Origin of the sequence: Pseudoalteromonas sp. T1lg10, from assembly GCF_002964545.1 — a bacterium.
In the GTDB taxonomy this organism is placed as follows: Bacteria; Pseudomonadota; Gammaproteobacteria; order Enterobacterales; family Alteromonadaceae; genus Pseudoalteromonas.
The window spans coordinates 1-13,921 of sequence record NZ_PQBV01000006.1; the positions used below are offsets into that span (position 1 = coordinate 1).

Consider the following 13,921-nt stretch of genomic DNA (forward strand, 5'->3'; position numbering starts at 1 on the left):
TGCAGTTAGAGTTGTTTTACCGTGGTCAACGTGGCCGATTGTACCAACGTTTACGTGCGGTTTTACGCGTTCAAACTTTTCTTTTGCCATTTTAAAAATTCCTATAAAGAAATTAAAGTCCGACCCGAAGATCGGACCGAACTAAAATTACTTAACAGCGCGAGCTGCAATAATAGATTCTGCTACGTTTTTAGCCGCTTCTGCGTACTTGAGGAATTCCATCGAGTACGAGGCACGACCTTGCGTGGCAGAACGTAAGTCAGTTGCATAACCGAACATTTCTGAAAGCGGAACCTCGGCGTTGATTTGTTTCAAACCGCCAGGTGCCTCATCCATGCCATCGATCATACCGCGGCGACGGTTAAGGTCGCCTACAACATCACCCATGTTTGCTTCTGGAGTGATCACTTCAACCTTCATGATAGGCTCTAACAATACCGGGCTTGCTTCAAGCGCACCCTTACGCATTGCCAGTGCACCAGCGATCTTAAAGGCCATTTCGTTCGAGTCGACATCGTGGAATGAACCATCGAAAAGTGTCGCTTTTACGCCCAGTAGCGGATAACCAGCAAGAACACCTTGCTCCATCTGCTCGTGGAGACCTTTTTCTACCGCAGGAATGTATTCCTTCGGTACCGTACCACCGACGATTTCGTTAACGAATTCGAAGGTTGGTGCGTCATCATCACTGATATCAAGTGGTTCAAGTTTGACCCAAACGTGACCATACTGACCACGACCACCCGATTGACGTACAAACTTACCCTCAACCTCAACGGTTGAACGAATCGCTTCACGATAGGCAACCTGGGGCTTACCAACGTTACATTCAACATTGAATTCACGTTTCATACGATCGACGATGATATCCAGGTGAAGTTCACCCATGCCAGAGATAATAGTCTGGCCAGATTCTTCGTCGGTCTGTACACGGAACGATGGGTCTTCTGCCGCTAGTTTACCTAGCGCCACGCCCATGCGGTCCTGGTCTGCCTTGGTTTTTGGCTCTACCGCAACAGAGATTACCGGCTCTGGGAATTCCATACGCTCAAGCGTAATAGGAGCATTACCATCGCACAGGGTATCACCTGTTGTAACGTCTTTGAGACCAATCGCAGCGGCGATATCGCCGGCACGAACTTCTTTGATCTCTTCGCGTGAGTTTGCGTGCATCTGAACGATACGACCGAAGCGCTCACGCTTTGATTTAACTGGGTTATAAACCGTATCACCCTGGCCCACTGTGCCCGAGTAAACACGGAAAAAGGTTAGCGTACCAACAAAGGGGTCGGTGGCAATCTTAAACGCCAAGGCCGAGAATGGCGCTTTGTCGTCTGCTGGGCGCGTGTCTTCGGTTACACCGTCTTCTAACACACCCTGGATTGCTTTGACTTCGGTTGGTGAAGGCATGTATTCAACCACGGCATCAAGCACGGCTTGAACACCCTTGTTTTTAAATGCACTACCGCAGGCCATTAGCACGATGTCGTTCGCTAAGGTGCGGGCGCGCAGGCCTTCTTTGATCTCAGCTTCGCTGAGCTCGCCTTCCTCTAAATATTTGTCCATTAGTTCTTCAGACGCTTCCGCAGCCGCTTCGATTAGCTCAGAGCGGTATTCTTCGGCTTGGTCTTGAAGTTCTGCCGGGATCTCTTCATAGCTGAAGGTCATGCCCTGGTCTTCGTCGTTCCAGTTGATGACTTTCATCTTGATAAGATCGATAACACCTTTAAATTCTTCTTCAGCACCGATAGGCAGCTGAATGGGAACAGGAGTAGCACCCAGGCGGGTTTTCACCTGGTCTACAACCGACAAAAAGTCGGCGCCAATGCGGTCCATCTTGTTTACGAAGATCAAACGAGGAACTTCGTATTTGTTGGCCTGGCGCCAAACTGTTTCTGTCTGTGGCTGTACACCTGATGAGGCACAAAGCACGACCACGGCACCATCTAATACACGCAGTGAACGCTCAACTTCAATGGTGAAGTCTACGTGTCCAGGAGTGTCTATGATGTTGATGCGGTGATCGTCAAATTGCGCGTCCATCCCCTTCCAGAAACAAGTAGTCGCAGCAGACGTGATAGTGATACCACGCTCCTGCTCTTGCTCCATCCAGTCCATAGTTGCGGCACCATCATGTACCTCACCGATTTTGTGAGATAGGCCCGTGTAGAAAAGTACACGTTCCGTAGTGGTGGTTTTCCCCGCATCTACGTGAGCACAAATACCGATATTGCGGTAGCGCTCAATTGGAGTTGTACGTGCCATATTATCCTCTTAAAGGTTAAGGACAGATTACCAACGGTAATGAGCGAATGCTTTGTTCGCTTCAGCCATACGGTGAACGTCTTCACGTTTCTTAACCGCAGTGCCTTTGTTTTCAGCAGCGTCAACGATCTCTTGAGCCAAACGAAGGCCCATAGATTTTTCGCCACGCTTACGTGCAGCGTCAACTAACCAACGCATACCTAATGCGTTGCGACGAACTGGACGTACTTCAACTGGTACTTGGTACGTTGAACCACCAACACGGCGAGATTTAACCTCAACCTGTGGGCGAACGTTTTCAAGTGCAGCTTCAAAGATTTCTAGGTGCGACTTGCCTGATTTCTCAGCAGCCACGTCTAGCGCACCATATACGATTTTTTCAGCAGTAGATTTTTTGCCGTCAAGCATTACTACGTTGACGAACTTTGCAAGTAATTCTGATCCGAACTTAGGATCTGGAAGAATTTTACGTTGACCTATAACGCGTCTTCTTGGCATTTTGAATCTCCGGTATCTTCAGGTCTGTCTTTTGAACAGATTCCCAAAACAATATTTATTAAAAATTTAAGTGCTTGGCCTTACTAACGGAGAACCATTAGCCCTTAGGGCGTTTTGCACCGTACTTAGAACGACCTTGTTTACGGTCATTTACGCCTGCACAGTCAAGTGCACCGCGAACAGTGTGGAAACGTACACCTGGTAAGTCTTTAACACGACCACCACGGATTAGGATTACACTGTGCTCTTGAAGGTTGTGACCTTCACCACCGATGTATGATGTTACTTCGAAACCGTTCGTTAGACGAACACGGGCTACTTTACGTAGAGCCGAGTTAGGTTTCTTAGGAGTAGTAGTATATACACGAGTACATACACCACGCTTTTGTGGACATGCCTTTAGCGCGGCTGAGTTACTTTTGGTAACCTTGCTGCGACGTGGCTTGCGCACTAGCTGGTTAATAGTTGCCATTAAATAGCTCCTGAAAAATTAAAATTACTACTGAAATTAAAAATTCCGCCCAATTTATCCGCAACAGTCACTGTAGCGAGTAAAAGGGTGGCGGAATTTTAATGAGCAAAGTTTAGCCTGTCAACCAAAACAATGCCCAGAGCAGCATTCTACCACTCCAGGCATGACTTAATTATGAAATTAAGTTTATTCTTGGTCGCCAGACAGATCTGCGTTTAGGGCGTCAGTTAGCGCTTGAGTTGCCTCTTCAGCACTTACTGTTGGCTCTAGCAGGTCCTCTGCATTTTGCTTGCGACGATTAGCGCGATCCTGGTGATACGCAAAGCCGGTACCGGCTGGGATCAAACGACCCACGATTACGTTCTCTTTCAGACCACGTAGCTCATCGCTCTTACCATTTACAGCGGCTTCGGTTAGGACACGCGTGGTCTCCTGGAACGAGGCTGCAGAAATGAATGATTCTGTAGCAAGTGACGCTTTGGTAATACCCATCAGCTGAATTTCAAACTTAGCTGGGATCTTACCTTGCTCTTCTAGGTCACGGTTCGCAATGTTTACACGTGCTACCTCAACCTGCTCACCGGCTAGGAATTCAGAGTCACCACCGTCAGTGATCAGACACTTACGTAGCATCTGACGGATCACGGTTTCAATGTGCTTATCGTTAATCTTTACACCTTGCAGACGGTAAACGTCTTGCACTTCGTTAACGATATAGTTAGCAACATCAGTTACACCACGTAGACGAAGGATGTCATGCGGAGACTCCGGACCATCGGCGATAACTTCACCTTTAGATACGATTTCACCTTCGAACACGTTAAGCTGACGCCACTTAGGAATCATCTCTTCGTATGCATCACCCTCTTCCGGTGTGATCACAAGACGTTTCTTACCCTTGGTCTCTTTACCAAAGCTAACCATACCTGAGATTTCAGCAAGGATTGCTGGATCTTTCGGCTTACGAGCTTCGAATAGGTCCGCTACGCGCGGTAGACCACCGGTGATGTCTCGAGTCTTCGAACCTTCTTGTGGAATACGCGCTAATACGTCACCTGGTTTAGATGTCGCACCATCGCTCACCTCGATTGTGGTGAATGACGGTAGGCGGATTTCCTGCAGGCCACGCTCTTCATTTTCAATGATTAGCTTAGGCTCTTTGGCGTTAACTTTCGCAAGGTCTTTAATAACCACACGTGTTAGGCCAGTCAGATCATCTGTCTGCGTTTCTGTGTTCGAATCGTCGATGTCGCTGAACGACACTTTTGACTCGTGTTCGATAATAATTGGGTGACTGTGCGGGTCCCACATAGCAACTATGTCGTTACCCTTCACTTCCGCACCGTCTTGTACAGTTAGTACTGCACCGTAAGGTACTTTATAACGCTCTTTCTCACGACCATGCTCATCGATGATGGTGATTTCAGTTGAACGTGAAGTGATTACAATCTTGCCTTCAGTGTTTAATACGAATTTCGCATTGTGCAGCTTAAGGCGACCGTTGTTCTTAACTTGTACGCTGTTCTCTGCTGACGCTCGAGATGCCGCACCACCGATGTGGAAGGTACGCATCGTAAGCTGTGTACCCGGCTCACCGATTGACTGTGCCGCGATAACACCGACCGCTTCACCCGCATTGATGCGGTGGCCACGGGCAAGGTCACGACCGTAACAGTTCGAACATACGCCGAAGTCGTTGTCACAGGTGATAACAGAACGTACGCGTACTTCGTCCACTGAGTGCTCTTCTAGAAGGTCACACAGTTTCTCGTCAAGCATGATGTTACGCTCAACTAGTACAGTATCAGTACCTGGGATAACCACGTCTTCAGCAACCACACGACCTAGTACACGCTCGCGTAGCGGCTCAACTACGTCACCACCTTCGATTAGCGGCTTCATGGTTAGACCATCTTCGGTACCACAGTCTACTTCGTTGATTACCAAGTCTTGCGCTACGTCTACTAGACGACGCGTTAGGTAACCCGAGTTCGCTGTCTTCAATGCGGTATCGGCAAGACCTTTACGCGCACCGTGGGTCGAGATGAAGTACTGAAGTACGTTCAGACCTTCACGGAAGTTAGCCGTGATTGGTGTTTCGATGATTGAACCATCCGGACGTGCCATTAGACCACGCATACCCGCCAACTGACGGATCTGAGCAGCACTACCACGAGCGCCCGAGTCGGCCATCATAAACACTGAGTTGAATGAGTCTTGCTCTTCTTCAACGCCGTCAGCGTTGATTACAGTGTCTTTTGACAGGTTAGCCATCATTTCGCGTGAAAGGTTTTCGTTCACACGTGACCAGATATCGATAACCTTGTTGTACTTTTCACCGGCGGTTACAAGACCTGACTGGAACTGCTGGTTGATTTCAGCAACTTCTTCCTCGGCCGCTTCGATGATCTCAGCTTTAACCGGTGGAATTTCCATGTCATTGATACCGATAGACACACCCGACTTCATCGCGTAGTGGAAACCGGTGTACATTACTTGGTCGGCAAAGATAACGGTATCTTTTAGACCTAGTAGACGGTAACACTCGTTCAACATGCCCGAGATTTGCTTCTTACCAAGTGGGCGGTTAACCAACTCGAACGGTAAGCCTTGTGGCATGATCAATGAGAAGATTGCACGACCTACAGTGGTGTCAACGATGCCAGTTACTTCACTTGAAGTACCGTCTTCGGCAATCACTGTTTGCGTCATACGTACTTTTACGCGTGCGTGTAGTTGCGCAACGCCGGTACGATATGCTTTTTCAGCTTCTTTCGCGTCTTTAAATACCAGGCCTTCACCTTTGGCATTGATGCGATCACGGGTCATGTAGTACAGACCCAATACAACGTCCTGTGAAGGTACGATGATTGGCTCACCGTTCGCAGGCGAAAGAATGTTGTTGGTTGACATCATCAACGCACGCGCTTCTAGCTGCGCTTCTAGCGTCAATGGTACGTGAACCGCCATTTGGTCACCGTCGAAGTCAGCGTTATACGCCGCACACACTAGTGGGTGCAGGTGAATCGCTTTACCTTCGATTAGTACCGGCTCAAACGCCTGGATACCCAAACGGTGAAGTGTCGGTGCACGGTTAAGTAGCACTGGGTGTTCACGAATTACTTCGTCTAGTACGTCCCAAACCTCTGGTACTTCACGCTCAACCATCTTCTTCGCAGCTTTGATGGTTGTCGCCATACCGCGGCGCTCTAGTTTGCCGTAGATGAATGGCTTGAATAGCTCAAGTGCCATTTTCTTAGGAAGACCACACTGGTGTAGTTTCAGTGTAGGACCTACGGTGATTACAGAACGGCCTGAGTAGTCAACACGCTTACCTAGAAGGTTTTGACGGAAACGACCTTGCTTACCTTTGATCATGTCTGCAAGCGACTTAAGAGGACGCTTGTTAGAACCTGTGATCGCACGGCCACGACGACCATTATCAAGTAGCGCATCTACCGCTTCTTGAAGCATACGCTTTTCGTTGCGTACGATGATGTCTGGTGCCGCTAGGTCAAGAAGACGCTTCAAACGGTTGTTACGGTTGATAACACGACGGTATAGGTCGTTCAGATCAGAGGTCGCAAAACGACCGCCGTCTAGTGGTACTAGAGGACGTAGATCTGGTGGTAGAACCGGAAGAACAGTCATGATCATCCACTCTGGGTTGTTACCAGACTGGTGGAATGATTCCATCAACTTCAAGCGCTTAGTGATTTTCTTACGCTTAGTTTCTGAGTTGATAGTAGGTAGCTCTTCACGCATTTCTGCGATCAGCTGACCTAGGTCCAGTTCACGAAGCAGATCAAGTACAGCTTCTGCACCCATCTTAGCTTCGAACTCGTCGCCGTGCTCTTCAAGAGCATCCAGGTACTCTTCTTCGCCTAGTAGCTGGCCACGCTCAAGCGTAGTCATGCCAGGCTCGGTCACAACGAATGATTCGAAGTACAGTACGCGCTCGATGTCACGTAGCGTCATATCAAGCATTAAGCCGATACGAGACGGTAGTGATTTCAAGAACCAGATGTGGGCTACTGGGCTTGCAAGCTCGATGTGACCCATACGGTCACGACGTACTTTAGTCAGCGTTACTTCAACGCCACATTTTTCACAGATAACACCACGGTGTTTTAAGCGCTTGTATTTACCACACAAACACTCATAGTCTTTCACTGGGCCGAAGATACGGGCACAGAATAAGCCGTCACGCTCAGGCTTGAAAGTACGGTAGTTAATGGTCTCAGGTTTCTTTACTTCACCGAATGACCATGAACGCACCATGTCTGGCGAAGCAAGACCAATGCGAATTGCGTCGAATTCTTCGGTCTTATTTTGTTGCTTCAGAAACTTAAGTAAGTCTTTCACCTTAGCTCTCCTGTCGGAGGTTAATCTCGAGGGCAGAAATCCGCCCATTCATTCTTTTTGCAGGTAGTGGGCGCACTATGCGCCCAACCGGCTTATTCTTCTTCAAGCTCGATGTTGATACCGAGTGAACGGATTTCTTTCAACAATACGTTGAATGATTCCGGCATACCTGGCTCCATCTTGTGGTTGCCATCAACGATGTTCTTATACATCTTGGTACGACCGTTCACGTCATCCGACTTCACCGTCAACATCTCTTGTAGCGTGTAGGCTGCGCCGTACGCTTCAAGTGCCCATACTTCCATCTCACCGAAGCGCTGACCACCGAACTGAGCTTTACCACCCAGAGGCTGCTGCGTTACTAGGCTGTAAGAACCAGTTGAACGGGCGTGCATCTTGTCATCAACAAGGTGGTTCAGTTTCAGCATGTACATGTAACCTACGGTTACTTGACGCTCAAACTGGTCACCGGTACGACCATCATACAGGGTTACCTGACCGCTTGATGGGTAGCCACCTAGCTCCAATAGCTCTTTGATTTCGCTTTCTTTAGCGCCATCGAAGGCCGGAGTTGCGATTGGTAGACCGCCTTTAAGGTGCTCGGCTAGACGACGAACTTCGTCATCTGAGAAGGTGTCGATGTCTACTTTCTGACGACATTCACCTAGCTCGTACGCTTTCTTGATGAATTCGCGCAGCTCGTGAAGTTCACGCTGCTCTTTCATCATTTCTTCGATACGCTCACCGATACCACGTGCCGCTAGGCCCATGTGGGTTTCAAGGATCTGACCGATGTTCATACGTGATGGTACACCCAGTGGGTTCAACACGATATCTACGGTACGGCCCTTGTCATCGTAAGGCATGTCTTCTACAGGTACGATAGTCGAGATAACACCCTTGTTACCGTGACGACCCGCCATCTTATCACCTGGCTGGATGCGACGTTTAACCGCTAGGTAAACCTTCACAATCTTCAATACGCCCGGCGCTAAGTCATCACCTTGAGTGATCTTGCGACGCTTGGTTTCAAATTTCTTGTCGTACTCGGCCTTAAGCTCTTCGTACTGAGCAGCAAGCTGCTCTAGTTCAGCTTGCTTGTCTTCTTCGGCCAGGCTTTGCGTTAGGATCTTGTCAGCAGCAAGACCGGCTAGCTTGGCGGCGTCTACACCTGAATCGGTAAGAAGCTTGCGAGCACGGCTCAAAACACCTTCTTCAAGGATCTTGAACTCTTCGTTGAAGTCTTTCTTGGCTTCACGTAGCTGCATTTCTTCGATTTCAAGCGCACGCTTGTCTTTTTCTACACCGTCACGGGTGAAGACCTGTACGTCGATAACAGTACCAGATACAGAGTTAGGTACGCGTAGCGAGCTGTCTTTAACGTCAGACGCTTTCTCACCAAAAATGGCGCGCAGTAGCTTCTCTTCTGGAGTAAGCTGGGTTTCGCCTTTCGGAGTTACTTTACCTACTAGGATGTCACCGCCTTTCACTTCTGCACCGATGTAAACAACGCCAGACTCATCCAGCTTGCCTAGTGCAGATTCACCCACGTTCGGGATATCGGCTGTGATTTCTTCCGGCCCAAGCTTAGTATCACGAGCAATACACTGAAGCTCTTGGATGTGGATAGTCGTTAGACGATCTTCTTTTACAACGTTCTCTGAAAGTAGGATTGAATCCTCGAAGTTGTAACCATTCCAAGGCATGAATGCCACGCGTAAGTTTTGACCAAGTGCCAGGTCACCTAGGTCTGTTGAAGGACCGTCGGCTAGTACGTCACCACGTACGATTGGCTCACCAACCATACAAGTTGGCTTTTGGTTAATACAGGTGTTCTGGTTAGAACGGGTGTACTTAGTCAGGTTGTAGATGTCGATACCGGCTTCACCAGGTACACGCTCATCTTCGTTTACGTTGATAACGATACGGCTCGCATCAGCGTAATCAACCACACCACCACGCTTAGCAACGATAGTTACACCTGAGTCTTTGGCAAGTGTAAGCTCGATACCTGTACCTACTAGCGGCTTATCGGCGCGTAGTGTAGGAACAGCCTGACGTTGCATGTTCGATCCCATCAATGCACGGTTCGCATCATCGTGCTCTAGGAATGGGATAAGGGCAGCAGCTACTGAGATAACCTGTTGTGGCGATACGTCCATATATTGGATGTCTTCGCGCGGCATCAAGGTTGATTCACCTTTGTGACGACAAGTAACCAGTTCTTCAATGAATTCGTTGTTATCATTCAAGTCAACGTTTGCCTGAGCGATTACGAATTGACCTTCTTCGATAGCAGATAGGTAATCAACATCATCAGTTACAGAGCCATCTACCACTTTACGGTAAGGTGTTTCTAGGAAACCGAAGTCATTGGTACGTGCGTACGTAGACAATGAGTTGATTAGACCGATGTTTGGACCTTCAGGCGTTTCGATTGGACATACGCGACCGTAGTGCGTTACGTGTACGTCACGTACTTCGAAGCCTGCACGCTCACGCGTTAGACCGCCCGGACCTAATGCAGAAATACGACGCTTGTGCGTTACTTCTGAAAGCGGGTTGTTCTGGTCCATAAACTGTGAAAGCTGTGATGAACCAAAGAATTCTTTAACCGCAGCCGAGATAGGCTTAGCGTTGATCAGGTCTTGTGGCATGATGGCATCAAGATCGCCAAGGCTTAGGCGCTCACGTACCGCACGCTCAACACGTACTAGACCAACACGGAATTGGTTCTCAGCCATTTCGCCCACAGAACGAATACGACGGTTACCTAGGTGGTCGATATCATCCACATCGCCTTTACCGTTACGGATGTCGATAAGTACCTTCATTACCGAAACGATATCTTCTTTAGAAAGCGTACCTGGACCTTCGTCTGAGTCGTAACCAACACGGCTGTTGAACTTCATACGACCTACGGTTGATAGATCATAGCGCTCATCAGAGAAGAATAGGTTGTCGAATAGAGCTTCGGCCGCTTCTTTTGTTGGTGGCTCACCGGGGCGCATCATGCGGTAAATTTCCACAAGTGCTTCTAGGCGGTTGTTCGTTGAGTCGATACGTACCGTATCTGACATGTAAGCACCGCTGTCTACATCATTGATGTAAAGAGTTGCGATCTTAGTGTGACCTGCTTTAACAAGCTCAGCCATCAGCTCTAGCGATAGCTCGTCGTTAGCGTTGGCGATTACTTCACCAGTAGACTCATCGAAGTAGTTTTTAGCTAGTACGCGGCCAATGATGTACTCGTGTGGTACTTCTAACTGGTCGATGCCTTTTTTCTCGATGGTTTTGATATGACGCGCAGTTACACGGCGGCCTTGCTCAACCAATACTTCACCGTCTTCGCTCTTGATTTCAAAAGCAGCGGTTTCACCACGCAGACGCGAAGGCACAAGTTCCATAAGAACTTTACCGTCAGTCACTTCAAAGGTCGTGGTTTCAAAGAAGATGTTTAGGATTTCTTCAGTTGAGAAATCAAGGGCACGCAGAATGATCGACGCAGGAAGTTTACGACGACGGTCAATACGTACATACAGGTTATCTTTAGCATCGAATTCGAAGTCGAGCCAAGAACCACGGTAAGGGATAACGCGGGCGTTATAAAGAACCTTGCCCGACGAGTGGGTTTTACCACGGTCGTTATCAAAGAATACACCAGGTGAACGGTGTAGCTGAGAAACAATAACACGCTCAGTACCATTGATAACAAAGGTACCTGTGTCGGTCATGAGCGGAATCTCGCCCATGTAAACTTCTTGCTCTTTGATGTCTTTAACAGTGCCAGGTGCTTCTTTGTCCATAAGCACTAGACGAAGTTTCACGCGAAGTGGAGCAGAATATGTCACGCCGCGAATTTGACATTCTTTAACGTCGAATACTGGCTCACCAATACGATAACTTACGTATTGAAGCTCAGAATTGCCCGAGTAGCTTTTAATCGGGAAAACGGAACGGAAAGCTGCTTCCAAACCGAAATCACCGTCAGCGTCCGGCGTTAAGAATTTTTTAAACGATTCTAGCTGCATCTGCAGTAAGAAAGGCACATCCAACACCTGTGGACGTTTACCAAAATCCTTACGGATACGTTTCTTTTCAGAATAAGAGTAAGCCATGGGGTTCCTCAGCTTGCTGATCTTTGACCCTACCTGTTCTTGTAAGAACAGGACTTCATTGACGATATGCCAATTTCTACAACATTTAGAGTTGCGTCCAAATGTCACTGCTATTGCCAATAATTGGTGTAACTAATTGATAATAATAGTGAAATTTGATTATAGAGAGCGCAACAGTGGATTTTCTCTCTATAGCGCAAAAGGGCCGGTGATTAAATAATCACCAGCCCTTGCCTGATTTCTCAGGCAGCGAACCTAGCGTATGCTAGATTACTTGATCTCAACTTCAGCACCAGCTTCTTCAAGATCTTTCTTAAGTGCTTCAGCTTCTTCCTTAGATACACCTTCTTTGATAGGTGCAGGAGCTGATTCAACAAGAGCTTTCGCTTCTTTAAGGCCAAGACCTGTAGCGCCACGTACTGCTTTGATAGCAGCAACTTTGTTAGCGCCAGCGCCAGCTAGGATTACGTCGAACTCAGTCTTCTCTTCAGCAGCTTCAGCAGGACCAGCAGCAACAACAGCAGCAGCTGCAGTTACGCCGAACTTTTCTTCCATTGCTTCAACTAGTTCAACAACTTCCATTACTGACATTTCAGCAATAGCGTCAAGGATTTGGTCTTTAGTTACAGACATTGTAAATTTCCTAATATTCTCGAACCTTGCGGTTCATTAAATTCAATACACCGATAAAGAACAATAGCTTATAAATAAAAATTAAGCAGCTTGTTCTTGTTTCTGGTCGCGAACTGCAGCAAGAGTTTTTGCCAGCTTGCCCGCAGAAGCTTCTTTCATAGCGCTCATTAGACGTGCAACAGCTTCGTCGTATGTAGGTAGCTTAGCAAGCATATCTACATCAACTAGTGAACCGTCAAAAGCGGCCGTTTTAAGCTCAAACGCTTCGTGCTTCTTGGCGAAATCTTTGAAGATACGCGCAGCAGCACCTGGGTGCTCTGAAGAGAAAGCGATTAGGCTTGGGCCTACTAGTGATTCGGTTAGACACTCGTATTCAGTACCTTCAACAGCACGGCGAGCTAGGGTGTTACGAACAACTTTCATCCATACACCAGCTGCACGAGCTTCTTTACGAAGGCCTGTGATAGCGTCTACTGTTACACCACGAGAATCTGCAACAACTGCAGATAGAGCACCTTTGGCAGCTTCGTTGACTTCAGCAACAATTGCTTTTTTGTCTTGAAGGTTTAAAGCCATGGGTGTTACTCCTGGTTGTGAGGAACTTACATCCCTCAGTTTTACTCTACTCCACCAATCAATTAGCGGAGTTGCTTGTTACGGCGAGAGCCAGAAGATTAGGAAAAATCTAGCTGGGATTCACACCGTCTACGTAGGAGATTAAGCAATGAAACACTGCACCTACGGTCTTGGACGGAAGCCAATTTAACTTGGCTTCAACCCGAATTTGTTGTTTTGTTGAGACGTTTTCTCAACAAAATGGCGCGAAATTATAGTATAAAAATCGCGCCACGTAAACTCTTTAATTACGATACTTGCGTGCTTAGAGAGTTTTGGTCAACAGAAACACCTGCGCCCATAGTCGTAGAGATGCTTACTTTCTTGATGAAAGTACCTTTCGCTTGAGAAGGCTTAGCTTTCTTAAGCGCTACGATTAGAGACTCAAGGTTTTCTTGTAGTTGCTCAGCTGTGAAATCCACTTTACCGATAGTAGTGTGGATGATGCCGTTCTTGTCGTTACGGTAACGAACCTGACCAGCTTTAGCATTTTTAACTGCTTCTGCAACGTTAGGAGTTACAGTACCAGTTTTAGGGTTAGGCATAAGACCACGTGGACCTAGGATTTGACCTAGTTGACCAACAACGCGCATTGCATCTGGAGAAGCAACAACTACGTCGAAGTTCATCTCGCCTTTCTTAACTAGTTCAGCAAGATCTTCCATACCTACGATGTCAGCACCTGCTTCTTTCGCTGCTTCTGCATTTGCACCAGCGGTGAATACAGCTACGCGAACGTCACGGCCAGTACCGTGAGGAAGAACAGTTGCGCCACGTACGTTCTGGTCAGATTTACGTGCATCGATACCAAGGTTAACAGCAACGTCAACACTTTCAACGAACTTAGCAGTCGCTAGCTCTTTAAGAAGCGCTACAGCTTCGTTGATTTCGTAATCTTTAGTTACTTCCACTTTCTCGCGGATAGTACGCATACGTTTAGTTAGTTTTGCCATTA

The 13,921-nt window shown here is 47.7% G+C and carries 9 protein-coding genes; all 9 read right to left on the reverse strand.

Going from position 1 to position 13,921, the window contains the following annotated elements; translation table 11 throughout:
* Nucleotides 1-90 (reverse strand): GTP-binding protein (locus tag C2M17_RS05800; RefSeq protein WP_233997923.1); only part of this gene is annotated, 90 nt, incomplete at its 3' end.
* A 57-nt stretch (nt 91-147) separates the two neighbouring features.
* Nucleotides 148-2,265, reverse strand: a complete 2,118-nt coding sequence (gene fusA, locus C2M17_RS05805) for an elongation factor G (RefSeq protein ID WP_105199928.1) — start codon at nt 2,263-2,265, stop codon at nt 148-150.
* A gap of 27 nt (nt 2,266-2,292) precedes the next feature.
* Nucleotides 2,293-2,763: a 30S ribosomal protein S7 gene (gene rpsG, locus C2M17_RS05810; protein ID WP_105199929.1), complete on the reverse strand. Its 471-nt coding sequence runs from the start codon at nt 2,761-2,763 to the stop codon at nt 2,293-2,295.
* Between the two features lie 97 nt (nt 2,764-2,860).
* Entirely contained in the window at nt 2,861-3,235 is a 375-nt protein-coding gene (gene rpsL / locus C2M17_RS05815; protein ID WP_010387308.1) for a 30S ribosomal protein S12, read from the reverse strand.
* Nucleotides 3,236-3,421: 186 nt separating this feature from the next.
* Nucleotides 3,422-7,600, reverse strand: a complete 4,179-nt coding sequence (gene rpoC, locus C2M17_RS05820) for a DNA-directed RNA polymerase subunit beta' (RefSeq protein WP_105199930.1) — start codon at nt 7,598-7,600, stop codon at nt 3,422-3,424.
* Nucleotides 7,601-7,692: 92 nt separating this feature from the next.
* On the reverse strand, nt 7,693-11,718 hold the full coding sequence (gene rpoB, locus C2M17_RS05825; protein ID WP_105199931.1) for a DNA-directed RNA polymerase subunit beta: 4,026 nt from the start codon (nt 11,716-11,718) through the stop codon (nt 7,693-7,695).
* A 270-nt stretch (nt 11,719-11,988) separates the two neighbouring features.
* Nucleotides 11,989-12,351, reverse strand: coding sequence for a 50S ribosomal protein L7/L12 (gene rplL / locus C2M17_RS05830; protein ID WP_105189354.1), 363 nt, complete (start codon nt 12,349-12,351; stop codon nt 11,989-11,991).
* Nucleotides 12,352-12,432: 81 nt separating this feature from the next.
* Entirely contained in the window at nt 12,433-12,927 is a 495-nt protein-coding gene (gene rplJ / locus C2M17_RS05835) for a 50S ribosomal protein L10 (RefSeq protein WP_105199932.1), read from the reverse strand.
* Between the two features lie 287 nt (nt 12,928-13,214).
* On the reverse strand, nt 13,215-13,919 hold the full coding sequence (rplA, locus tag C2M17_RS05840) for a 50S ribosomal protein L1 (RefSeq protein WP_105199933.1): 705 nt from the start codon (nt 13,917-13,919) through the stop codon (nt 13,215-13,217).
* Nucleotides 13,920-13,921 lie beyond the last annotated feature (2 nt).

Coding starts and splice junctions, on each gene's coding strand:
- fusA (WP_105199928.1), bottom strand. CDS start 2,265: ATGGCACGTACAACTCCAATTGAGCGCTACCGCAATATCGGTATTTGT.
- rpsG (WP_105199929.1), bottom strand. CDS start 2,763: ATGCCAAGAAGACGCGTTATAGGTCAACGTAAAATTCTTCCAGATCCT.
- rpsL (WP_010387308.1), bottom strand. CDS start 3,235: ATGGCAACTATTAACCAGCTAGTGCGCAAGCCACGTCGCAGCAAGGTT.
- rpoB (WP_105199931.1), bottom strand. CDS start 11,718: ATGGCTTACTCTTATTCTGAAAAGAAACGTATCCGTAAGGATTTTGGT.
- rplL (WP_105189354.1), bottom strand. CDS start 12,351: ATGTCTGTAACTAAAGACCAAATCCTTGACGCTATTGCTGAAATGTCA.
- rplJ (WP_105199932.1), bottom strand. CDS start 12,927: ATGGCTTTAAACCTTCAAGACAAAAAAGCAATTGTTGCTGAAGTCAAC.
- rplA (WP_105199933.1), bottom strand. CDS start 13,919: ATGGCAAAACTAACTAAACGTATGCGTACTATCCGCGAGAAAGTGGAA.